This window comes from Pantoea alhagi (genome assembly GCF_002101395.1).
GTDB lineage: Bacteria > Pseudomonadota > Gammaproteobacteria > Enterobacterales > Enterobacteriaceae > Mixta > Mixta alhagi.
In genome coordinates this window covers 3,765,713-3,789,641 of the sequence record NZ_CP019706.1, presented here as the reverse complement: position 1 = coordinate 3,789,641, position 23,929 = coordinate 3,765,713, and the positions used below count along the sequence as shown (strand labels likewise).

At 54.5% G+C, this 23,929-nt stretch carries 20 protein-coding genes; 10 read left to right on the top strand and 10 right to left on the bottom strand.

The features are described 5' to 3' along the window. Nucleotides 1–2: 2 nt before the first annotated feature. From rsxD to ydgT, 6 genes are all read right to left on the bottom strand, one after another. Nucleotides 3–1,058, bottom strand: coding sequence for an electron transport complex subunit RsxD (gene rsxD / locus B1H58_RS17865; RefSeq protein WP_085071794.1), 1,056 nt, complete (start codon nt 1,056–1,058; stop codon nt 3–5). Beyond that, nucleotides 1,059–3,515, bottom strand: coding sequence for an electron transport complex subunit RsxC (rsxC, locus tag B1H58_RS17860; protein WP_085071793.1), 2,457 nt, complete (start codon nt 3,513–3,515; stop codon nt 1,059–1,061). It lies immediately after the preceding gene. Then, the gene (rsxB, locus tag B1H58_RS17855; RefSeq protein ID WP_085071792.1) at nt 3,508–4,086 is read right to left on the bottom strand and encodes an electron transport complex subunit RsxB; all 579 of its coding nucleotides are present in this window, start codon (nt 4,084–4,086) and stop codon (nt 3,508–3,510) included. The genes rsxC and rsxB overlap by 8 nt, the downstream gene beginning before the upstream one ends. Continuing rightward, nucleotides 4,086–4,667: an electron transport complex subunit RsxA gene (rsxA, locus tag B1H58_RS17850; RefSeq protein WP_085071791.1), complete on the bottom strand. Its 582-nt coding sequence runs from the start codon at nt 4,665–4,667 to the stop codon at nt 4,086–4,088. The genes rsxB and rsxA overlap by 1 nt, the downstream gene beginning before the upstream one ends. Nucleotides 4,668–4,792: 125 nt before the next feature. Beyond that, nucleotides 4,793–5,236, bottom strand: coding sequence for a DUF2569 domain-containing protein (locus tag B1H58_RS17845; RefSeq protein WP_085071790.1), 444 nt, complete (start codon nt 5,234–5,236; stop codon nt 4,793–4,795). A 110-nt stretch (nt 5,237–5,346) separates the two neighbouring features. Next, on the bottom strand, nt 5,347–5,562 hold the full coding sequence (ydgT, locus tag B1H58_RS17840; protein ID WP_157130207.1) for a transcription modulator YdgT: 216 nt from the start codon (nt 5,560–5,562) through the stop codon (nt 5,347–5,349). A 681-nt stretch (nt 5,563–6,243) separates the two neighbouring features. Here ydgT and ytfQ point away from each other — a divergent pair. From ytfQ to yjfF, 4 genes are all read left to right on the top strand, one after another. Further along, nucleotides 6,244–7,200 carry a galactofuranose ABC transporter, galactofuranose-binding protein YtfQ gene (gene ytfQ / locus B1H58_RS17835; protein ID WP_085071789.1) on the top strand — a complete coding sequence of 319 codons (957 nt, stop codon included), beginning with the start codon at nt 6,244–6,246 and terminating at the stop codon, nt 7,198–7,200. A gap of 71 nt (nt 7,201–7,271) precedes the next feature. Then, a complete protein-coding gene (gene ytfR / locus B1H58_RS17830; protein ID WP_085071788.1) occupies nt 7,272–8,789 on the top strand; it encodes a galactofuranose ABC transporter, ATP-binding protein YtfR in 1,518 nt (505 codons plus the stop codon). Beyond that, nucleotides 8,782–9,801 carry a galactofuranose ABC transporter, ATP-binding protein YtfT gene (gene ytfT / locus B1H58_RS17825; protein ID WP_085071787.1) on the top strand — a complete coding sequence of 340 codons (1,020 nt, stop codon included), beginning with the start codon at nt 8,782–8,784 and terminating at the stop codon, nt 9,799–9,801. The genes ytfR and ytfT overlap by 8 nt, the downstream gene beginning before the upstream one ends. Continuing rightward, nucleotides 9,794–10,786, top strand: coding sequence for a galactofuranose ABC transporter, permease protein YjfF (yjfF, locus tag B1H58_RS17820; RefSeq protein ID WP_085071786.1), 993 nt, complete (start codon nt 9,794–9,796; stop codon nt 10,784–10,786). Before ytfT ends, yjfF begins: the two co-directional genes overlap by 8 nt. Nucleotides 10,787–10,979: 193 nt before the next feature. Here yjfF and araA read toward each other — a convergent pair whose 3' ends face one another. After that, on the bottom strand, nt 10,980–12,482 hold the full coding sequence (gene araA, locus B1H58_RS17815; protein ID WP_085071785.1) for an L-arabinose isomerase: 1,503 nt from the start codon (nt 12,480–12,482) through the stop codon (nt 10,980–10,982). Between the two features lie 9 nt (nt 12,483–12,491). Then, nucleotides 12,492–14,177, bottom strand: coding sequence for a ribulokinase (locus B1H58_RS17810; RefSeq protein ID WP_085071784.1), 1,686 nt, complete (start codon nt 14,175–14,177; stop codon nt 12,492–12,494). Nucleotides 14,178–14,549: 372 nt separating this feature from the next. Between B1H58_RS17810 and B1H58_RS17805 the strand changes: the two genes are divergently transcribed. The 6 genes from B1H58_RS17805 (at nt 14,550) to add (ending at nt 21,346) form a co-directional block, all read left to right on the top strand. Continuing rightward, nucleotides 14,550–15,533: an arabinose ABC transporter substrate-binding protein gene (locus B1H58_RS17805; protein WP_085071783.1), complete on the top strand. Its 984-nt coding sequence runs from the start codon at nt 14,550–14,552 to the stop codon at nt 15,531–15,533. Nucleotides 15,534–15,661: 128 nt separating this feature from the next. Continuing rightward, a complete protein-coding gene (gene araG, locus B1H58_RS17800; RefSeq protein WP_085071782.1) occupies nt 15,662–17,185 on the top strand; it encodes an L-arabinose ABC transporter ATP-binding protein AraG in 1,524 nt (507 codons plus the stop codon). A 15-nt stretch (nt 17,186–17,200) separates the two neighbouring features. After that, nucleotides 17,201–18,184, top strand: coding sequence for an L-arabinose ABC transporter permease AraH (gene araH / locus B1H58_RS17795; protein WP_085071781.1), 984 nt, complete (start codon nt 17,201–17,203; stop codon nt 18,182–18,184). Between the two features lie 58 nt (nt 18,185–18,242). Continuing rightward, the gene (araC, locus tag B1H58_RS17790; protein WP_085071780.1) at nt 18,243–19,160 is read left to right on the top strand and encodes an arabinose operon transcriptional regulator AraC; all 918 of its coding nucleotides are present in this window, start codon (nt 18,243–18,245) and stop codon (nt 19,158–19,160) included. 299 nt (nt 19,161–19,459) lie between these two features. Next, entirely contained in the window at nt 19,460–20,182 is a 723-nt protein-coding gene (locus B1H58_RS17785) for a GNAT family N-acetyltransferase (protein ID WP_085071779.1), read from the top strand. Between the two features lie 165 nt (nt 20,183–20,347). Continuing rightward, a complete protein-coding gene (gene add, locus B1H58_RS17780; protein ID WP_085071778.1) occupies nt 20,348–21,346 on the top strand; it encodes an adenosine deaminase in 999 nt (332 codons plus the stop codon). 48 nt (nt 21,347–21,394) lie between these two features. On the opposite strand, the gene B1H58_RS17775 is transcribed toward add, so the two are convergent. After that, nucleotides 21,395–22,177: a DUF1460 domain-containing protein gene (locus B1H58_RS17775; protein ID WP_085071777.1), complete on the bottom strand. Its 783-nt coding sequence runs from the start codon at nt 22,175–22,177 to the stop codon at nt 21,395–21,397. Nucleotides 22,178–22,379: 202 nt separating this feature from the next. Then, nucleotides 22,380–23,876, bottom strand: coding sequence for a YdgA family protein (locus tag B1H58_RS17770; RefSeq protein WP_085071776.1), 1,497 nt, complete (start codon nt 23,874–23,876; stop codon nt 22,380–22,382). Nucleotides 23,877–23,929: the final 53 nt, after the last annotated feature.

Below are 23,929 nucleotides of genomic sequence, written 5' to 3'. Positions count from 1 at the left end.
CTTTACTCCTTGCGGTGGCCGTATACGCGCGGCTGGGTATAGTAATCGATCAGCGGCACGCAGATATTCGCCAGCAGCACCGCAAAGGCAACGCCATCCGGATAACCGCCAAAACTACGGATCAGCCAGACCAGCAGACCAATCAGCGCGCCATAAAGCAGGCGGCCTTTATTGGTAGTGGAGGCGGTAATCGGATCGGTTGCGATAAAAAACGCGCCCAGCATGGTTGCACCGGAAAAGAGATGAATCATCGGCGACGCCAGCGTAGCGGGAGAAAACAGCCAGCCCAGCGTGGCGCAAAGCAGTAGCGCAAGCAGAAAGCTCAGCGGAATATGCCAGCGGATAGTGCTTTTCGCCAGCAGAAACAGCCCGCCCAGCAGAAAAGCCGCATTCACCCATTGCCAGCCGAGGCCGGCAAGCACGCCACTGTAAATCGGCTGGGCCAGCAGCTGATCGGCGCTGTGGCCGGCGCGCAGGCCGGTTTTAAAATTATCCAGCGGGGTTGCCTGGCTAATGCCGTCCACGCCCAGCTGCAGCTGTTGCATGGTATCGCCTGCCAGCGTGTGATGCGTAAAGATCATGCTCAGCGAGTCAGCCAGGTCGGGCGTGACGGATTGCAGCGCCTGGGGCGGTAGCCAGCTGGTCATCTGCACCGGGAAGGAGATTAACAGCACCACATAACCGATCATCGCCGGGTTAAACGGGTTTTGTCCCAGCCCGCCATATAAATGCTTGGCGATAATAATGGCAAAGGCAGTGCCAATAACAATCAGCCACCAGGGAGCCAGCGGCGGCAGGCTAATGCCCAGCAGCACCGCAGTCAGCAGGGCAGAGTGATCCTTCAGGTTTACCAGTACCGGCTGTTTGCGCAGATGTAAAATGGCCGCCTCGGTGCCCCAGGCCGTCAGCGCCGCCAGCGCTATCTGAATAAGGTTGCCATAGCCAAAGAAATAGCACTGGGCAATGATGCCCGGTACGGCGGCCAGCAGCACCAGCAGCATAATGCGGCTGGTGGCGCGATGGTTATGAGTATAAGGGGAGCTTGCAATACGAAACATTTAATCCTCAAGGCTCTGCTGCTGTGCTTTACGCGCTTTGGCGCGGGCAATGGCGGCTTCCACCGCTGCCTTGCGCGGATCGGCCGGCGCTTCGTCAGCCGCCGGATAGCTTTGCGGCTGCCCGACAACGTTTGGTGCATCAGCGCTGGCGGCCTGCGCCTGCGCTGCTTTTTTCGCTTTAGCGCGGGCAATGGCGGCTTCCACCGCTGCCTTGCGCAGATCGACCGGCGCTTCGTCAGCCGCCGGAAGGTTTTGCGGCTGTCCGACAACGTTTTGTGCATCAGCGCTGGCGGCCTGCGCCGCTTTTTTCGCTTTAGCACGGGCAATGGCGGCTTCTACTGCTGCCTTGCGCGGATTGACCGGCGCGTCGTCAGCCGCCGGATGGCTTTGCGGCTGCCCGACAACGTTTGGTGCATCAGCGCTGGCGGCCTGCGCCGCTTTTTTCGCTTTAGCACGGGCAATGGCGGCTTCTACTGCTGCCTTGCGCGGATCGACCGGCGCGTCGTCAGCCGCCGGATGGCTTTGCGGCTGCCCGACAACGTTTGATACATCAGCGCTGGCGGCCTGCGCCTGCGCTGCTTTTTTCGCTTTGGCGCGGGCAATGGCGGCTTCCACCGCTGCCTTGCGCGGATCGACCGGCGTGGCGGCATCGGCAACCGGAGAGGTCGCATCGGTCGCTGGCACGCTGTGACTTTCCGCATTCATATCATTCTCAGCTTCTGAACGCGCGACGCCTGCCACCTGCGCTTTTTTCGCTTTGGCGCGAGCGATAGCGGCTTCCACAGCCGCCTTGCGCGGATCGCCAGCCTGACGCGACAGCGGCTCGGTTTCAGCCTGTTTTTCTGCCTGACGTGCGCGGGCCATCGCCTTACGCGCTTCGCGTTGCGCAATAACCGCAGCGTTGTCTGGCTCCTGTCCGGCTTGCACCTCAACAGTTTCAGCGGCTTTCTTCGCCTTTACGCGTTCAAGCGCGGCGGCGATTTCGTCCTGCTCGCTGGCGCTGACCCGGCGTTTCGCCTGAGAATGACGCGCTTCGCGCTCCAGCTTTTCACGCTCAAGACGCGCCTGGCGCGCTTCAAAACGCGCTTTGGCCTCAGCGGTACGTTTTGCCTCCAGATCGATAGCGCGCAGTTCCGCTTTTTCCTGACGGTAATACTGCACCAGCGGTATATTACTGGGACAAACCCAGGCGCAGGCACCGCACTCAATGCAATCGTCGATATGGTAAGCCCGCGCTTTGTCATGATCGCCCCCCTGGCTGTACCAGTAAAGCTGTTGCGGCAGCAAATTCGCCGGACAGGCATCAGCGCAGGCGCTGCAGCGAATACAGGAGAGTTCCTGTTGAGGCGCGCCCATCTCGCTGGCGGAAGGTGCCAGCAGACAGTTGGTGATTTTTACCACCGGCACATCCAGCGCGGGCAGGGTAAAGCCCATCAGCGGACCGCCCATAATCACCATCTGCTGCGGCTGCGGCTGGAAACCCGCCTGATGCAGCAAATGGCTGACGGGTGTACCAAGACGTCCCCAGACGTTACCGGGCTGCGTCACCGCTTCGCCAGTCAGGGTCACTACGCGTTCGGTCAGCGGCTCGCCGTCGATAATAGCGCGCTTAACCGCCCAGGCGGTGCCGACATTTTGCATCAGCACGCCAATATCAGAAGAGCGCCCGCCGTGTGGGACCTCTTTGCCGGTAAGAATTTTAGTTAACTGTTTTGCACCGCCGGAAGGGTACTTGGTGGGGATCACGCGGAGTTGCAGATCGGTACTGTTGCCCAGCGCACGCTTCAGGGCGGCAATCGCTTCTGGCTTATTGTCCTCAATGCCGATCAGCACGCGCTCCGCCTGTAACACCCATGCAAGAATACGGCTGCCTTCCAGCACCTCATCGGCACAATCCTGCATCAGCCGGTCGTCGGCAGTGATATAGGGTTCACATTCGGCGGCGTTAATGATCAGCGTACGGGTGCTGTTAAGCCCGCCTTTTAACTTGGTTGCAGTAGGGAAGCCTGCACCGCCAAGGCCTGCCACGCCCGCCTGATGAATACGTTTTATCAGCTCTTCACGCGGCAGCTGGCGATAATCGGTCAGAGGCTGGCGCTCAATCCAGCGATCTTCACCGTCAGGAATGATAAATACAGAGATCTCAGCCAGCCCGGAAGGATGCGCAGTCATATGCGGACCAATCGCCTCTACCGTGCCGGAAGTCGGCGCATGCACCGGCAGCATTCGGCCATTGCCGAACGTCAGCGGCTGGCCGCGCAGCACCTTGTCACCTGGCTTAATGCAGAGTTCGCCTTCATGGCCAATGTGTTGTTTCAGCGGAATAATAAAGCGATCCGCCAGCGGCAGCTGACGCAGCGGCGTACGGTTTGACTGGGTTTTCATTTCAGGCGGATGAATGCCGCCGTCGAAATCCCAGACTTTATCTTTACGGAATAGATTCAGAAGGTTAAGCATGATGTTCCACAGGAATAACCCGAACAGGGATAGTGTGCAGATCCCATTTCCAGTTGGCTGTCGTGGTGGCAACCGGGCGCATTTCAATACAGTCGGTCGGGCAGGGGGCAACGCAAAGGTCGCAGCCGGTGCACACATCGCTCAGCACGGTATGCATGGCACGGGTGGCACCGACGATAGCATCTACCGGACAGGCCTGAATACACTTGGTGCAGCCAATACAGTTGGCCTCGTCAATCCAGGCAACGGTGCGTACCGGCTCTTTGACGCTGGCATCGCCATCCAGCGGCTGCGGCTCAACATTCAGCAGCTCTGCCAGTTTCAGCATGGTTTGCTCACCGCCGGGGGCGCATTTATTGATCGCCTCGCCATTGTTACCGACCGCTTCGGCATAAGGGCGGCAGCCAGCGTAACCGCACTGTCCGCACTGGCTCTGCGGCAGAGTCGCGTCGATTTGTTCCACGATGGGGTCCGCTTCTACTTTGAAGCGGCGCGAAGCGTAGCCCAGCAGCCCGCCAAAAATCAGGCCCAGGGCGCTAATTGCAATAACAGCTATCCAGATAGCGGACATCAGAATTTCACCAGACCAGAGAAGCCCATAAACGCCAGCGCCATCAGGCCAGCGGTAATCAGGGCAATAGAAGAACCTTTGAACGGCGCCGGTACGTTAGCCAGCACCAGACGCTCGCGCATCCCGGCAAATAACACCATTACCAGCGAAAAGCCCAGCGAAGCGCTGAAGCCATAGAGCGCCGCCTGCAAAAAGGTATGGTTGAGGTTAACGCTCAGCAGAGGCACCGCCAGCACCGCACAGTTGGTGGTAATCAACGGCAAAAAAATACCCAGCAGACGATAAAGCGGCGGACTGGTTTTACGCACCACCATTTCGGTGAACTGTACGGTTACCGCAATCACCAGAATGTAGGAGAGCGTACGCAGGTAAACGAGATCCAGCGGCAACAGAATCAGATGGTTCACCAGCCAGGAGCAAATTGAGGCCAGCGTAATCACAAAGGTGGTCGCCAGCCCCATGCCTATCGCCGTTTCCAGCTTTTTGGAGACGCCCATAAACGGGCAAAGGCCGAGAAACTTCACCAGAACGAAGTTATTCACCAGTACGGTGCCAACAAAAAGAAGCAGGTAATCGGTCATCGTTTCGCCCGGAGTAATAAAAGCCGCTTATTATCAAATATTCCCGATGCTATCACAACGGCACCGCGCCGTTAAAAAAGCAGCAAAAGCACTCAGGATTAAATTTAAGGTGATTATCATGGCGCTCAGGGCGCGATAAACGTCTCTTTCACCCGACGGGAACGTCTGAAATAGGGCACCAGGACTGCCGCCGCCAGCAAAGCGATCAGCAAAGAGCGCACCGCCGCGCCATCGGTGACCGGTGAAAAGGCGAAGGTTTTTAAAGCCAGCACCACCGTTAACAGCAGCCAGATAATGTAATGACGTGGCAGGCGACGCGAGCGCAAACAGAAAATCCACGTTACCCAGGCGCTGTAACACCATACGGCCAGCGACGTTGCCAGCGATAATCCCCACTGTAAAAGAAACGTATGGTCATGACTGAACAGCAGCTCGCGCCACGCGGGATTAAACAGGGCGCTAATATACATCACCACGACCAGCGCACTGGTTATCAGGGTCACAATCAGCCAGGCGAGCGGCAGCAGTAGCCAGCCGCCAGGACGCGGCGGGGAAGGGGTTAATGACATAATGCATTCCTTACAGCAGAAACGGTGGCGTGAGACAGGCGTTGTCCAAGCGAATCACGCCTGTTGGACCGGGCATTATAGGGGAAAGAAGCGGAAGGAAACAGGCAGGATTAAACCACGTAGCGCCAAACTGACTTAGGCACTTCGCCTAAATTAAATAACCGTCCGCCGGAAACCAGCTCTGCACGTCGATGATCGGCAGCGCGGTACATATTCATTAATTCCCGATCGTCAGTCAGCGAGTAATTAAGATGATCAAATAATTTTTCCAGGCTTTCTGAGGTATTCACTTTACGAAATTTCAACAGGTAATCTTGCGCTGTCATAATAACCATAATTATGGAAAGAAGAATGAGCGACTCAGTATAGAGAGGCCGCGCCATCTGTCCAGATCCTGCCAGATAAAAATTGGTTAAATTCAGAAAATAGCGCTGTTCAGAAAGAGTTAAGATTCAAACTCAACCTTTGAGCGACTTTTTTATCATAGCAAACGATTACGCGGCGACTTATAACCAAAATTGAAGCGAGCGATAGGATTTTTCCTAATAAATAACATTTAACTACAGAGTTGTCATATAAGGGAAAAGTGACAAACTATCTGTCACAATAAACTTCATTATTCTTACATTTTGGTCATCTGCGCCTTAATTGTTAACATTTTCGCTAAAAAAGGCACACTCCTGCATTGTGCGAATCATCACAAATCCGTTATTTAACCGGCAGAATCTGGCGTTAACGCTGATGACTGAAGTTTACACGTCTTTGTAATCGGTTCCAAAGAGAGGTTTGCTAAGCGCTTCTCTTTATTACATTTATTTAACAGTCTCGCAAACCAACTTCAGGCGAATCATCCATATTACCTACAGAAGATTATCAAACCTGAAACAGTTAACTCATTTAATTAATTGGATTTTGTGAAGTATATCCAAATCTGACGTAGCCGAATCGGCCAGGCTGTAGGGGCTTTTGTACCTGAACATCTGAATCCCATCAGAGGAATAAATATTATGTGGAAGCGTTTACTTATCTCAGCCATGGTGAGCGCTGCGCTCGCCGCGCCGGTGCTGGCGGCAGATTTAACCGTTGGCTTTTCTCAGGTTGGCTCTGAATCAGGCTGGCGCGCTGCTGAAACCAGCGTAGCGAAAAGCGAGGCGGCAAAGCGTGGCATCACCCTGAAAATTGCCGATGGTCAGCAGAAACAGGAAAACCAGATCAAGGCGGTACGTTCGTTTATTGCGCAGGGCGTAGACGCCATCTTTATTGCGCCGGTGGTGCAAACCGGTTGGGAACCGGTACTGGAAGAAGCGAAGGATGCAGAGATCCCGGTGTTCCTGCTTGACCGCGCCATCGTAGTGAAAGATCCGTCACTCTATATGTCAGTCATCACCGCAGACAACGTGTTGGAAGGACGGTTAATCGGCGACTGGCTGGTAAAACAGATGAACGGCAAGCCTTGTAACGTTGTAGAGCTGCAGGGAACGGTAGGGGCCAGTGTGGCTATCGATCGCAAAAAAGGCTTCGCTGAAGCGATCGCCAATACGCCGGGGATCAAAATAATTCGTTCGCAGTCCGGAGACTTTACCCGTAGCAAAGGTAAAGAGGTGATGGAGAGCTTTATTAAGGCGGAGAATAACGGAAAAAATATCTGCATGGTTTATGCGCACAACGATGATATGGCTATCGGCGCGATTCAGGCTATTAAAGAAGCCGGATTAAAACCGGGCAAAGATATTCTCACCGGCTCGATTGATGGCGTACCCGATATTTATAAAGCGATGCTGGCAGGCGAAGCCAACGCCAACGTTGAGTTAACACCGAATATGGCTGGCCCGGCATTTGACGCGCTGGAGAAATTCAGGCAGAACGGCACCGTACCGCCAAAAGTGATTAAAACCGTGACTACGCTCTGGCTGCCTGCCGATGCGCAAAGCGAGCTCGATAAGAAAAAAGATATGGGCTATTAAGGCGTGCTTAACCCCAGCTGTCGGCCAGGCATCGCTGCCTGCGCCGACCTTCTTATCTACCGAGGCGCATTATGAACGAGCAAACAGATCGGCTGCTGGATATTCGTGGCGTCAGCAAATTCTTTCCCGGCGTAAAGGCACTGGATAACGTCTCTTTTAGCCTGCGGCGTGGAGAGATCATGGCGCTGCTGGGCGAAAACGGAGCGGGAAAATCAACTCTGATTAAAGTGCTGACCGGCGTTTATCAGCGTGACGCCGGTGAGATTGTCCTGAATGGTCAGCCGATAGCGCCGCGCAATACCGCTCAGGCGCAGCAGGCCGGGATCGGGACCGTTTACCAGGAGGTTAATTTGCTGCCGAATATGTCGGTGGCGGATAATCTGTTTATCGGGCGCGAGCCGCGCCGCTTCGGGATGGTTGATCGAAAAAGAATAGTCAGGGAAGCCCGCAGCCTGCTTAATCGTTATGGTTTTGAACTGGATGTTAACCGCCCGCTGGGGCACTACTCTGTGGCGATGCAGCAAATTATCGCTATCTGCCGTGCGGTAGACCTCTCAGCTCAGGTGCTGATCCTGGATGAACCGACCGCCAGCCTCGATGCCAGCGAAGTTGAAATGCTGTTTACCTTGATGAATCAGCTCAGAGCCAAAGGTATGAGCCTGATCTTTGTCACGCACTTCCTTGACCAGGTTTATCGCATCTGCGATCGCATTACCGTACTGCGTAACGGGCAATATATCGCTACCCGTGACACCCATACGCTATCCCAACTGGAACTGATTAAACTGATGCTGGGCCGCGACCTGCTGCAAACGGCGCTGCAGCGTGCCGGACGCACGCTGCGCAGTGAAAAACCGGTAGTAGAATTTCATCATTACGGTAAGAAGGGCGCAATTGAGCCGTTTGATCTGCAGGTACGCCCGGGCGAAGCGGTGGGGCTGGCGGGGCTATTAGGATCGGGGCGTACTGAGACAGCTGAACTGCTGTTTGGCATTCGCCGTCCCGATAGCGGTACGGCCATCATCCGCGGTAAAAAGCAAAACATCCGTAGTCCGGCGCAGGCTTCACGACTTGGCATGGGGTTCTGTCCCGAAGATCGTAAAACCGACGGTATCATCGGTGCCGCTTCGGTACGGGAAAATATCATTCTGGCGCTACAGGCGCAGCGGGGCTGGCTGCGTCCAATTAGCGATCGCGAACAGAGTGAGATCGCCCAGCGTTTTATTCGCCAGCTGGGTATTCGTACACCCAACGAGGATCAGCCTGTTGAACTGCTCTCAGGCGGTAACCAGCAAAAGGTACTGCTCTCGCGCTGGCTGGTTACCCGACCCCAGTTTTTGATTCTTGATGAGCCGACGCGTGGCATTGACGTTGGCGCACATGCGGAAATTATTCGCCTGATCGAGACGCTTTGCGCTGACGGGCTGGCGCTCCTGGTGATCTCTTCAGAGCTGGAAGAGCTGGTGGGTTACGCCGATCGTGTGGTGATCTTGCGCGATCGACAACAGGTCGCGGAAATTCCACTGGAGAAACTGTCGGTGGCGGCAATCGTCAGCGCAATTGCGGATGGAGGAACTCAACATGCCTGAAAGCCACCTGTTATCGGAGAAGCCCACGATGCAGAAGCGTAAATTTCCCCCCGGTATGCCGCAGCTGGCGGCGTTGATTCTGGTGCTACTGGTCGACAGTCTGGTGGCACAAAACTTTTTTGCGCTGCATTTGCAGGATGGGCGACTGTTTGGCAGCCCGATCGACATACTTAACCGCGCAGTGCCGGTTGCGCTGCTGGCCATCGGCATGACGCTGGTGATCGCCACCGGGGGCATCGATCTTTCCGTGGGTGCGATTATGGCGATTGCCGGCGCCACGGCAGCAACCCTAACGGTAGCGGGGCATAGTTTACCGGTGATTATTCTGGCGACAATGGCCAGTGGCGTGCTGTGTGGCCTGTGGAATGGCATTCTGGTGGCGCTGCTGAAGATCCAACCGTTTGTTGCCACTCTGATCCTGATGGTGGCCGGTCGCGGTATCGCCCAGCTGATTACCCAGGGGCAAATCGTTACCTTTAATAGCGATGCGCTGGGCTGGATCGGTAGCGGGGCGTTTGCGCTGTTGCCAGTGCCGGTATGGATCGCGGCGATCGTTGCGCTGCTGGTCTGGCTGCTGACGCGTAAAACCGCGCTGGGGCTGTTTATCGAAGCCGTGGGGATTAATTTACGCGCAGCACGCAACGCCGGTGTTAACGGTTGGCTGGTGGTAATGTCTACTTATGTGATTAGCGGACTGTGCGCGGCGGTGGCCGGGCTGATTGTTGCAGCGGATATACGCGGTGCCGACGCCAACAATGCCGGCTTATGGCTGGAGCTGGATGCGATTCTGGCAGTGGTGATAGGTGGCGCTTCGCTGATGGGTGGGCGTTTTAATCTGTGGCTCTCGCTGCTGGGCGCGCTGATTATTCAGGCGATGAATACCGGCATTCTGCTTTCCGGCTTTCAGCCGGAGCTGAATCAGGTGGTCAAAGCGGTAGTGGTGATGGCGGTCCTGCTGCTGCAGTCGCCGCGTTTTCTGCAATTACTGAAACGGCGAGGCAACAATGCTTAAACGTCATTTACCCCTGATGATTACGTTACTGGTGTTTGTCACCGGTTACCTGTTTTGTCTGACGCAGTTTCCCGGTTTCGCCTCCACGCGCGTAATTGGCAACATTCTTACCGATAACGCGTTTCTTGGCATTATCGCCGTTGGCATGACTTTTGTGATCCTCTCTGGCGGGATCGATCTCTCTGTTGGTGCAGTGATCGCCTTTACCGGCGTTTTTCTTGCCAGAGCGATTGGCGACCTCCATCTTTCCCCCTGGCTGGCCTTTGGCATCATTTTGCTGGCGGGCGCCGCTTTCGGCGCGCTGATGGGATGGCTGATCGATGCGCTGAAGATCCCGGCATTTATTATTACTCTGGCGGGGATGTTTTTTCTGCGCGGCTGTAGCTATCTGATTGCGGAAAGTTCGATACCGATTGATCATCCCCTTTACAGCACGCTTTCCAGTATGGCGTGGAAAATGCCGGGCGGAGGGCGGCTGAGCCTGATGGCGTTAATCATGCTGATGGTGGTGGTGCTGGGAATTATGCTGGCGCATCGTACGCGCTTTGGCAATCAGGTATATGCCATCGGCGGCAGTATGCATTCGGCGCAGCTAATGGGCGTTTCAACCCGCGCCACCACCGTGAAGGTTTACATGCTTTCCACTTTACTGGCAACGCTGGCGGGGATTGTTTTCTCGCTCTATACCTCGGCGGGCTATGCGCTGGCGGGCATGGGCGTGGAGCTGGATGCTATCGCATCGGTCGTTATTGGCGGCACGCTGCTTTCGGGCGGGGTAGGCACCGTGCTGGGCACGCTGTTCGGCGTGCTGATTCAGGGACTGATTCAGACCTGGATTAATTTTGACGGCACCCTGAGTTCATGGTGGACCAAAATCGCCATTGGCATTCTGCTGTTTGCTTTTATCGCGCTCCAGCGTCTGCTGACGGTGATATGGGATCGGCAGCAGAATGCACCGGTGAGGCGCATTAGACTAAAACCCTGACTACAGCGCACCACATCTGACGGTATCCTTTGGCTCGCCAGCAGGGGTACCGTTCATACGGGGTGCGCTTTTTAATAAAGTTAATTAGTTACAACATACTAAAAATGGATTTCCGACCCGGTTTCAGAACGCACCGAAGCGAAGCCATAAAAAAGCCGCATCAATGATGCGGCTTTTTGCTCAGCTAATGAAGTTAGCGGTTCAGGCGGTAATAGACCTCATTCCAGCGCAGCGCATCCCTGAAAGTAGGCAGCGTGGTGTCATTATCAATCACCATTACCTCAATACCGTGCATCTCTGCATACAGACGCATATCATCCACATCCAGCGCCTGACTGAATACGGTATGATGCGCGCCGCCGCCGAGGATCCAGGCTTCAGAAGCTGTGGCAAGCGAAGGCTGCGCTTTCCACAAGGCGTTGGCCACCGGTAGCTTCGGCAATGGCTGCGGCTGTTCAATCGCATCCACCACATTGACCAGCAGGCGGAAGCGGTCGCCCATATCGATAACGCTGGCGTTAACCGCCGGGCCGGCAGGCGTCGAGAAGATCAGGCGGGCCGGATCGGCTTTGCCGCCAATGCCAAGGAACTGTACATCCAGCAGAGGTTTCTCTTCTTTAGCGATAGAGGGGCAAACCTCCAGCATATGCGAACCCAGTACCAACTCATTGCCCGGCGAGAAGTGGTAGGTATAGTCTTCCATAAAGGAGGTGCCGCCAGGCCGATCGCCCGCCATTACCTTGAAAATATGCAGCAAAGCAGCGGTTTTCCAGTCACCTTCCCCAGCAAAACCGTAACCCTGTGCCATCAGTCGTTGTACCGCCAGGCCCGGCAGCTGAGTCATACCGTGCAGCGTCTGAAAGTTTGTTGTAAACGCGCGGCAGCCTTCATCGTCCAGAAAACGTTTCATACCCAGTTCGATACGTGCCGCATCCAGCACGTTCTGGCGTTTTTCGCCGTTAACGGCGGCGACGGCGCTAAACCGGTACTGGCTTTCATATTCATCAATCAATGCGTTAACGTCGCCATCGCTGACCTGATTAATCACTTCTACCAGATCGCCCACGCCCCAGCCGTTAACGGCGTAGCCAAACTGGATTTGCGCCGCAACTTTATCGCCCTCCGTTACCGCGACTTCGCGCATATTGTCGCCAAAGCGCGCCACTTTCAGCTGCTGGCTGGCGTGACGCGCCGCCGAAGCGCGCATCCACTTGCCGATACGCTGATGGCTCTGGCTCTCCTGCCAGTGGCCGGTTATCACACTATGAGAAAGACCCATGCGTGCGCCGATAAAACCAAACTCACGGCCGCCGTGTGCCGTCTGATTCAGGTTCATAAAATCCATATCCATCGTTTCCCACGGGATCTCCGCGTTAAACTGGGTATGGAACTGCAGCAGCGGCTTATTCAGCACCGACAGACCGCCGATCCACATTTTGGCCGGCGAGAAGGTGTGCAGCCAGGTAATAATGCCAATGCAGCTGTTGTCATAGTTAGCGTCGCGGCAGAGCGCCAGCGCTTCGTCCGGGCTTTTCACCAGCGGCTTCAGGACCAGTTTTACCGGCAGGCCCGCTTCCCGATTCAGCCCATCGACCACCTGTTGTGCATGATCGGCAACCTGGCGCAGCGTCTCCGGTCCATACAAATGCTGGGTGCCAATCACAAACCACACGCTCAGCGAATCAAACTGTTGCATAAAAACTCCTTAAATAGCGGAAGAGGGACGTGCGGCATAATTCGGTTCAGCTGTCGCACACCACTGTTGATAACGTTCATAAAGCTGCTGATAGCGCGCCACGCGCGACGCATCGGGCTGCAGCGTTTTCTCTACCGGGCTGGCCATCTGTTGCTGGGCGCCGGGAACATCGTCATACACGCCTGCCGCTACGGCGGCAAAGATCGCCGCGCCCAGTGCACAGCACTCATCGGATGCCACAATATCCAGCGGTCGATTCATCACATCGCAGCAGACCTGCATAATTGCCGGGGATTTACGGGCGATGCCGCCCAGGGTCAGGATGTTTTCTACCGGGATCTGCTGCTGCTCAAAACACTCCATAATGGCGCGTGCGCCAAAGGCGGTGGCGGCGATAAAGCCACCAAACAGGGTGGGCGCGTCCGTACCCAGATTGAGATCGGTGATCACGCCTTTCAGGCGCTGGTTGGCAAACGGCGTACGGCGGCCGTTAAACCAGTCCAGTACCACAGGCAGATGATCCAGCTGCGGGTTAGCGACCCAGGCATCGGTTAACTGGCGCAGCAGATCCTGCGACAGCGCGTCAAGCTGCGGTTTTAACTCTGGCTGCTGACGGGCGGCCAGCTGCAGCGGCCAGTTCAGCAGACGACTGAACCAGGCATACATATCGCCAAAAGCGGACTGGCCCGCCTCCAGCCCAATCACGCCCGGCGTGACGCTACCGTCAACCTGACCGCAAATTCCTTCAATCGCACGGCTGCCGACGCGTTCGCTGTCAGCAATCAGAATGTCGCAGGTAGAGGTGCCGATCACTTTCACCAGGGTATAAGGCTGGGCACCGGCGCCCACCGCGCCCATATGGCAGTCAAACGCGCCGCCGGAGAGCACCACGGAGGTAGAGAGGCCGAGACGCTGCGCCCATTCCGGGGTGAGCGTGCCAACGGGTTTTTCCGCGGTAAACGTATCGGTAAACAGGGGATAATCCAGCTGTTGAGTCAGCATGGGATCGAGCGCGTTAAAGAATGCCGCCTGCGGCAGGCCGTCCCACTGCGGATGCCACAGGGATTTATGGCCAGCGGCGCAGCGTCCACGACGAATCACTGCCGGAGCGGTGGTGCCGCTCAACAAGGCAGGTACCCAGTCGCACAGTTCAATCCAGGAAACGGCGGCGTCGCGCACCGCGGCATCGGCGCGGGAGACGTGCAAAATTTTTGCCCAGAACCATTCAGAGGAGTACACGCCGCCAATATAGCGCGAGTAGTCTTCAAACTGGCCGCTGCGACAGAGTTGATTAATCTCCTCCGCTTCTTCAATGGCGGTGTGATCTTTCCACAGCACAAACATTGCATTGGGGTTATCAGCAAATTCAGGGCGCAATGCCAGTACGTTACCGTCGCGGTCGATCGGTGCCGGCGTTGAGCCGGTAGAATCCACACCGATGCCGACAACCGCAGCGCGCTGCTCTTCGCTCAGGCGTGCTACCACGCCACAAATCGCTTTTTCCAGCGCCTCAATATAATCCAGCGGATGATGACGGAACTGGCTGACCTGCGGCACGCTATACTGGCCGGCCATCCAGCGCGTATAGGGCGCCACCTCTTTTTGTAGTTCCTCGCCGCTTTGGCAGTCTACTGCCAGGGCGCGAACCGAATCGCTGCCAAAGTCCAGACCAATCGTTATGGCACCAGCACGCATTCGGGCTCTCCTGTTAATGAACAATCGCAGGCTCTAACACTAAAAAGCGTGGCGGTTTTCAGTTAGCCCTGGCCAGCTGCATATATGTATTTTTCTGTCATCGTCATGGGTTATGTGAAGCCGATCAAAAGTTAACGCCCGGTTAAAACTGCTGAATTTATGGATTAAATTGCCATTGTTTTGCTATGTGATACCGCTCTACATTTCGTGATGCATTTCCCGCTAAAACTAGCCCAGCGTTTGTTCAGGTAACGCGCAATCTTAAAGCTAATTATCTGATTTACCGTTTTCATAATCTTTTTAATCCGATTGGTATCGTTTACACCGTTTCGTTGCGCACAACGAAATAATTACACTGCGCCGGAGAACACCATGCACAAATTCACTAAAGCGTTAGCCGCCATTGGACTGGCTGCCGTTATGTCACAATCCGCTATCGCTGAGACGATGAAACTCGGTTTCCTGGTTAAACAACCGGAAGAGCCCTGGTTCCAGACGGAATGGAAATTCGCTGATAAAGCGGGCAAAGATTTGGGCTTTGAGGTGATCAAGATTGCGGTGCCTGACGGCGAGAAGACGCTGAACGCCATTGACAGTCTGGCCGCCAGCGGCGCGAAAGGCTTTGTTATCTGTACTCCCGATCCCAAACTGGGATCGGCGATTATGGCAAAAGCTCGTAGCTACGATTTAAAAGTGATCGCAGTGGACGATCAGTTTGTTACCGCCAAAGGCAAACCGATGGATAGCGTGCCGCTGGTGATGATGGCGGCGACCAAAATCGGCGAACGTCAGGGCCAGGAGCTGTATAAAGAGATGCAGAAACGCGGCTGGGATGTGAAAACCTCAGCGGTCATGGCGATCACTGCGAACGAACTGGACACCGCGCGTCGCCGCACTTCTGGTTCCATCGAGGCGCTGAAGGCAGCCGGATTCCCGGAAAAGCAGATCTATCAGGTTCCTACCAAATCTAACGATATTCCTGGCGCTTTTGATGCCGCTAATTCGCTGCTGGTACAGCATCCGGAAGTAAAAAACTGGCTGATTGTGGGCATGAACGATAACACCGTGCTGGGTGGCGTACGCGCGACTGAAGGTCAGGGCTTTAAGGCGGCCAATGTTATCGGCATCGGCATTAACGGCGTGGATGCCATCAGTGAACTCTCTAAAGGTCAGGCGACCGGCTTCTACGGTTCGCTGCTGCCCAGCCCGGATGTGCATGGCTACAAAAGTATCCAGATGCTGCATGACTGGGTGACCAACGATAAAGAGCCACAAAAATTCACCGAAGTAACGGATGTGGTGCTGATTACCCGCGATAACTTCAAAGCTGAACTGGCGAAAAAAGGGCTGATGTAACGCGTGATTTCATCGACGGGCGGCAAATGTCGCCCGGTAAGCAGGCCCGCGCTATTTATGCGGGCAGGTTGTCCTCATCTTACGCCGACTAACCGGCGTTCACAGTGAACAGGCAAAGCGGAGACACCATGAACACTGATTCAGCCTTTCTGTCGTTTCATGGCATCAGTAAAACTTTTCCCGGCGTAAAGGCGCTGCAGGATATCAGCTTCAGCTGCCATGCAGGCGAAGTGCACGCGCTGATGGGGGAAAACGGCGCCGGTAAATCGACGCTGCTGAAAATTCTTAGCGGCAGTTACCAGCCCAGCGGCGGCACCATTCAGATTCAGGGCAGGCCGGTAAATTTCAGTCACACCACCGACGCGCTGAATGCTGGCGTGGCCATTATCTACCAGGAGCTGCACCTGGTGCCGGAAATGAGCATTGCGGAAAATATCTATCTTGGCCAGCTGCCGCAGCGCGGCGGACTGGTTAACCGTAAGCTGCTGCGCTATGAGGCGGGGCTACAGCTGAAAAACCTCGGCATGGATATCGATCCCGATACGCCGCTGAAATATCTGTCGCTTGGGCAGTGGCAGATGGTGGAGATTGCCAAAGCGCTGGCGCGCAACGCCAAAATCATCGCCTTTGATGAACCCACCAGTTCGCTGTCGGCGCGCGAAATCGAGCAGCTGTTCCGCGTTATTCGTCAGCTGCGTGCGGAAGGGCGCGTGGTGTTGTATGTGTCGCATCGTATGGAAGAGATCTTTGCGCTTAGCGACGCCATTACGGTGTTTAAAGATGGGCGCTATGTGCGCACCTTTGACGATGTGCCCAATACCAGTCACGACATGCTGGTACAGGCGATGGTCGGGCGCGATCTGGGCGATGTCTATGGCTATGCGCCGCGTGAGCATGGCCCGGTGCGATTGCAGCTGGAGGGCGTTCATGCGGTCGGCGTGCGCAAGCCGGTCTCGTTCAACGTACATGCCGGTGAAATCGTCGGGCTGTTTGGCCTGGTGGGTGCCGGACGCAGCGAGCTAATGAAAGGGCTGTTTGGCGCGACACGCCTGAAGGCGGGACGTGTGCTGCTGGACGGCAAAGCCCTGGCTATCAGCGAGCCTTCAGATGCCATTCGCGCCGGGATTATGCTCTGCCCGGAGGATCGCAAAGCCGACGGCATTATTCCCGTCCATTCGGTGCGCGATAACATCAATATCTCTGCACGACGTAATAACCTGATGGCGGGGTGTTTGATCGATCAGCGCTGGGAGTCGCAGAACGCCGATAAGCATATCCGCTCGCTGAATATCAAAACGCCGGGACCTGAACAACTGATTATGAACCTTTCCGGCGGCAACCAGCAGAAGGCGATCCTCGGCCGCTGGCTGTCAGAAGATATGAAGGTCATTCTGCTGGATGAGCCGACGCGCGGGATTGATGTCGGGGCGAAACATGAAATCTATAACCTGATCTATGCGCTGGCGCAGCAGGGTATTGCCGTGCTGTTCGCCTCCAGCGATCTGCCGGAAGTCATGGGTCTGGCCGATCGTATTCTGGTGATGCGCGAAGGTGAGATCGCCGGTGAATTGTTACATGATGAGGCAACGGAACAGCTTACGCTGAGCCTTGCCATGCCGAAAAATACGCAACAGACGGCCGCCGTGGCCTGATGCAGGAGTAATGCTATGTCTTCCACGACTTCAAATACGCCGCGGGTAGCGCGTTCCGGTTTACGTTTGGGCCGTATCTGGGATAATTTCGGGATGCTGGTGGTTTTTGCCGTATTATTTATCGCCTGCGTACTGTTTATCCCTAACTTTGGCTCCTTTATCAATATGAAAGGGCTGGGTCTGGCGATGTCGATGTCTGGTATGGTGGCGTGCGGCATGCTGTTCTGCCTCGCCTCCGGCGACTTTGACCTCTCCGTGGCGTCGGTGATTGCCTGCGCAGGGGTGACCACGGCGGTGGTGATCAATATGAGCGAAAGCCTGTGGCTGGGCATCGGCGCGGGTCTGCTGCTGGGGATGCTCTGCGGCTTCGTTAATGGCTTTGTCATCGCTAAACTGAAAATCAATGCGCTGATCACCACGCTGGCAACCATGCAGATTGTGCGCGGCCTGGCCTATATCTTTTCCGATGGTAAAGCTGTGGGCATTGAAGATGAACGTTTCTTCGAGCTGGGTTATGCCACCTGGTTCGGCTTGCCGGCACCTATCTGGCTGACCATCGGCACCATGATTATCTTTGGCTTTCTGCTGAATAAAACCACATTTGGCCGCAATACGCTGGCTATCGGGGGTAACGAAGAGGCGGCACGGCTGGCCGGCGTGCCGGTGGTACGTACCCGCATTATTATCTTTATTCTTTCCGGACTGGTTTCAGCCGCTGCCGGGATTATCCTTGCTTCACGTATGACCAGCGGTCAGCCGATGACTTCGCTGGGCTATGAGCTGATCGTTATCTCTGCCTGCGTGCTGGGCGGCGTATCGCTGAAAGGCGGGATTGGCAAAATCTCCTACGTAGTGGCAGGCGTACTGATCCTCGGTACCGTTGAGAATGCGATGAATCTTCTGAATATCTCACCTTTCTCACAATATGTGGTGCGCGGTCTGATACTGTTGGCAGCGGTGATTTTCGACCGCTACAAACAGAGCCATAAAGCGGCCTGATCGTCGTGGGCAGCCGCACGGCTGCCCGCAATTTCGACGCTTCGTTACGAGGATTATTATGTACCATCGTCAACCGATTGAGTCACAGCCCAACCCTTTACTACCGGGCTATGCGTTTAATGCCTGGCTGGTGGCCGGGCTGACGCCGATTAGCGCTGGCGGCGCGCTTGATTTCTGTATCGACCGCCCGCACGGCATGAAAGGCTATATTATCAACCTGACGATAAAAGGACGGGGCCGGGTATTCGACGGCGATGCCTCTTTCGACTGCGAGCCGGGCGAAATGCTGCTGTTTCAGCCCAAGACGCCGCACTATTATGGCCGGGCGCCCGATAGCGACTGTTGGTATCACCGCTGGATCTATTTCCGGCCCCGCGCCTACTGGCACGACTGGCTACGCTGGCAGGATGAAACCAATGGCGTGGGACGCCTGCGGCTGCCAGAGTCGCTGCGCGGTGAGTTTGATCGGCTGTTTGCTAATATTGAACAGACGCATAATTCCGGCCGTCGCTTTGCCGAAGAGCTGGCGATGAATTTGCTGGAGCGGCTCCTGCTGCGGGCAGTAGAAGAAGATCCCCGCTCGCATCAGCAAATTCGCGATCCGCGTATTATTGAAGCCTGTCAGTATGTGACCAGTAATCTGGCTGGCGAGCTAAAAATTGAGGCGGTGGCGAAGCACGTTTGTCTGTCGCCATCGCGGCTGGCGCACCTGTTTCGTGAGCAGATGGGGGTAAACCTGCTACGCTGGCGTGAAGACCAGCGGGTCATTCGTGCCAAGCTGCTGCTGCAAACCACCCAGGAGCCAATCGCTTCTGTTGGCCGTGAGGTCGGTTATGACGATCAGCTCTATTTCTCACGCGTATTCCGCAAACGTGTCGGTGTCAGCCCGAGCGACTTCCGACGCCGCAGCCAGGACGCGCATGACGCGCTGGTAGCACAGGAAACCTGGCAATTGCCAAAGCGAGCAGGGGAGTAAACGGTTTGCTGGCCCGCGTTAATCGCATCGCGGGCCTTGTCCTGAACAGAAACAGTAGCATCGCTCATCTTTTTGTCTGAAAAATTCCCCGTCCTCTGTACGCGTTACCGCTCTTGCGCCTTACATCACCTGGCTTAGCGCCGCCTCGTTGCCAAAACTCTATGTTCAGGATCACAGGATATATATTGCAGGATATTAATATTTCATTTTTCACTCTACATTATACTGTGCAATAAGCAGGGATTTCAGGCGGCTTACCGTCGTTATCTTTCAGGCAATAACAATGCGAAGGAGAAGGTATGCTTACTCATAACCACTATGGCCAGGCCTTAGGCAGAGAAATTAAAGATTGGGTGAAGAGAGCCGCTCCTGAAAAAGTCACGCTGAAAGGCGATTACTGTATCGTTTTACCGTTATCATCCGATCATGCCGAAGATCTCTTTCCTGAATGGCACAGCATTGACGATGACCGGGACTGGACCTATCTTTCTGATGCCAAACCTGCCACTAAAGAACAATGCTATCAGTATTTTAGAAAACTCAGCTCAGATAAAGATAAACTCTACTTCGCCGTTAAAGATATTCATGATGGTCACATAAAAGGCATGTTTTGCGTCACCCATATTGACCCGAATAATGGGGTGTTTGCGCTGGCGGAAATCAACTGGACGCCGCTGATGAAAAGAACACGGCTCAGTACGGAGTCGCTTTTTCTGATCATTAGCTATTTTATGGATAAGCTGCATTACCGGCGATGCGAGTGGCAAACCAACAGCCTGAACAGTCAGTCCATAGACTCGGCCCAACGTATCGGGTTTATCAGAGAGGGAATCCTGCGTGATAAAAGGATCAGTAAAGGTTATGCCGAAGATATCGCGTTTTTTTCCATCACCGCTTCTGACTGGGTTGATACAGCTGCCGCTCTCAAGGCCTGGCTGAGAAAAGAAAATTTTGATGAGCGTGGCAGGCAGATCCATAAACTTGAGAGCTTCCGCGTTGCAGTGAACAGTGGCGACGCATAAGCCGGGTTTTAGGGTGAGCACGCTTTGCAGCTTCTGTGCTGGCGACGCTCAGGCGCCCATTTAATCAGCAGTTGGTTTAACATCTTGCGCAATTATCTGGCATAGTTGCGCAACTTATTTTTATACTACTCTGCACTTTACCTTAAAGATTAAAAGTGAGTGCATATGATCGACGCCCGCCTTCCGCTTACCGATATCCATCGCCACCTTGATGGTAATATTCGTGCCGCCACCATCCTTGATTTAGGTCGTGAGTTCAACATCGCTTTGCCAGCCAACAGCCTGGAAGCACTGCGTCCTCATGTTCAGGTTGTCGAAAACCAGCCCGACCTGGTGAGTTTCCTGCAAAAGCTTGACTGGGGGGTAAAGGTGTTGGGATCGCTGGAGGCCTGCCGTCGCGTGGCGCTGGAAAACGTTGAGGATGCTGCCCGCGCCGGGATCCATTATGCCGAGCTGCGTTTTTCGCCAGGCTATATGGCGATGAATCATCAATTGCCCATTGCCGGCGTGGTGGAAGCGGTAATTGATGGCGTACGTGCTGGCTGCCAGCAGCATAATATTGAGGTTCGTCTGATCGGCATTATGAGCCGTACCTTTGGTGAAGAAGCCTGCCTGAATGAGCTGGAAGGATTGCTGGCTCATCGCGATGGCATTACCGCTGTGGATCTGGCCGGTGACGAGCTGGGATTCCCTGGCAGTGAATTCCTCAGCCACTTCAATCGTGCACGTGACGCAGGATTCCGGATTACGGTACATGCCGGTGAGGCCGCCGGTGCGGAAAGTATCTGGCAGGCGATTCGTGAACTGGGCGCTGAACGTATTGGTCACGGCGTTAAGGCAGTAGAAGATCCGGCGCTGATGGATTTCCTTGCCGCGCAGGGGATTGGTATTGAGTCCTGCCTGACTTCAAATATCCAGACCAGCACCGTAGCGCATCTGAGCCATCATCCGCTGGTGAAGTTTCTTGATCATGGCATTCTTGCTACGCTGAATACCGACGATCCGGCGGTGCAGGGTATCGAAATTGCTCATGAGTATCAGGTTGCCGCACCGCAGGCTGGGCTGACGGCTGAGCATATTCGTACTGCCCAGGAAAATGGCCTGAAGATTGCCTTCCTGAGCGAAGAAGAGAAGCAGCGTATCCGTCAGCGTGTAGCGGGCTAAGCAGAACTGAACCCGAGTCAGCCCGCAGCATAATACCATACAGGCTGGCTAGCGCGGACGGGCAACCACAATGCCTGGCCGCGTTTTAATGTAAGAGAGCAGCGGTGTATCGACAACCTTCATATTTTTCTTTAAAGAAGAGGCATTACGTAACCAGACCTGACTACCTTTTTTAATGATAATTCCGGTATGCGAAACATCCAGGCCTGCCAGCGGTGAATAAATTCCCACATAGTCGCCTGTTTGCAACGCTTTTAAAGTCCCTTTGTTAATATTATTAGCTGGAATATAATTAATTATCCGGGGTGTTACCGGCACGCCAGGTAAATATTTTCCGCCGTCGGCTTTTAAATTAAGCTGTTTGGTAACTTTAACCGTCGGTGTATTCAGTTTATCGGTAATATCGCGCGCATTTAGTGGTGCCAGGCTAAACCAGTCGGAGAAAAAATGTTTACGCTGGACGAAACTCACCTGTCCCTGGTGATAACGTGTGAGGCGCAACTGAGTAATGAAGTCGTCGCGGCTGCTTGCGTGGCTAAGCGCTGCAACATAATCCAACAGGGTAAAGCAATCGACGCCGTTAAAATTTACAACCAGCTGCTCTGGAACGTTATCCGATCCCGTTAGCGTATCTGCCTGATAAGGCGTCCCGAGAAAAGCCGCAGAGATATTGGCAATGCGCTCTCCCAGTGGTTTATTGTGTGCGGGAATAACCTGCTGTTGCAGGATCTCATCAAGTCGTTCAGAGGTTTGTTTATCTATTACCGGGTGAGACGAGGTGGTGCAGGCGGAAAGAGAGAATAATAATAATATCGATGCTATTAATTTCATTTTTAGTTCCTTCTATATTATTTCTGTCAGACAAGAAATAACCTCAATCCTGAGGATGGAGTGGCATAATTATTAAATAAGCATCTGAGCGCAAATTTTATTTTTACGAATGAGAAGGGGCACGCAAAAAAAAGCGCTGATATAAAACAGGGCGACATAATGCCGCCCTGAGAGAGAGTCGCGCGCTAAACGCGCAATAACCTTATTCCGGCAGGTTTTGTGCCGGCGCGCCCAGCATATAACGGGAGAGAAAACCGTCGAGCGGCATATTTTCACCGTTCATCGTCACCTGAGCGCCATTAAACTGCAGGCTGGTCACGATGTTATCATCCTGCTGCTGGGTCAGGCGGAACATCTGTCCCATCGCCGCCAGGCCTTTAACCTGCTGTTCAGCCAGCTTGCTGGCATCAGATTCCTGATAACCTTCCGCCATAGCAACCTGCTTCATCAGGGCGGTCGCCATCGGCATATTAATCACCAGTTTACCATCCAGTGATTTCAGCATCCGGCTCAGTGCTTCAGCCGGTGTTTGCGCTACGCCCTGAGCGGTAGCGGGATCTTTAAAGTGCGCCGATAAGTTAAAGGTGCTTTCTCCTTTATCATTTTTCCAGCTTAGCGGAGCCACGGTGACCACCGGATCGCCTTTCAGCAGCAGCGGCAGGTTAGCGGCCATAATCTGACGTACGCCTTCCTGATAACGCTCGGGATCCTGTTCAATGCCGGGCTGATTGATTAATGCCTGCATCTGGCTGCGATAGTTATCCGAGGCCGTTTTCAATGCCTGTCCATCAAACTGTGACAGCTTCAGGGTCATCTTGCCGGAACCAAAACTCTGTTTTTCCAGCATGAGGTTATCAATGGCGTAATCCATCTGGCCAGAGAGCATATTGCCGCTGGAATCAAACTGCGTTTTGATATCCATGCCTTCCAGCGTTGCTGTTTCCTGACCGTTAACCGCCGTGGTCAGCTTTTTCAGATTGAAGTGTTGATCGCCAATACGCACGCCCTGCGGGCTAAGGTGGGTATTACCGTTAAGGCTAATGCCATTCAGGGTGAACAGCACGGGTTGATTTGCTTCGTTTCTTGTTGTCAGCGCCACGCTGTCAATATCGGAATCGAAATTAACCCGATCGCCTTCGGCATCGCTGTCAATGCCCAGCGTGCCGCCGTTCCAGGCGTAGCGCTCGCCGGTTTCACTGTTTTGATAATCCAGCGGCAGCAGACGAATCGTCGAAGCGGTAGCGCCGCTGTAACCGATACGGGTGTCCGCATCAATCACCGATTTACCTTTGGTCAGATCAAACAGCTTTTTCAACGCGGGGGTATTTTCCAGCTCGCTGTGTACTGAGGCCATGCTCGGGATCAGATTAAACTTTTTCAGCTGAGCGAAGGGGAAAGGGCCATGATCGATGGTCTCGTTCAGCACCACGCTCTGGCCCGGCTTCAGCAGCGCATTATCTTCTGTCTGCGAACTGGCCTGTACTACCAGCTGTGTATGGCTGGTAAACAGGCCGCGCTGATAATTTTGATAACTCACTTTCAGACGGCTGTCCGGCGCGAGCTTTGTCAGCTGCGCATTCGCGTTTTGCACGATCTGATCCATGTGGCTTTCGATCTGCTTGCCTGTTAGCCAGGCCGCGCCCGTCCAGGCCACTCCCAGCGCGACTACAACGCCAACCGCAATTTTCGTCTTGTTCATCGATTCGTCCTTTTTACGGCATCAATGCCTGATATTAATTTATTGAATAATCA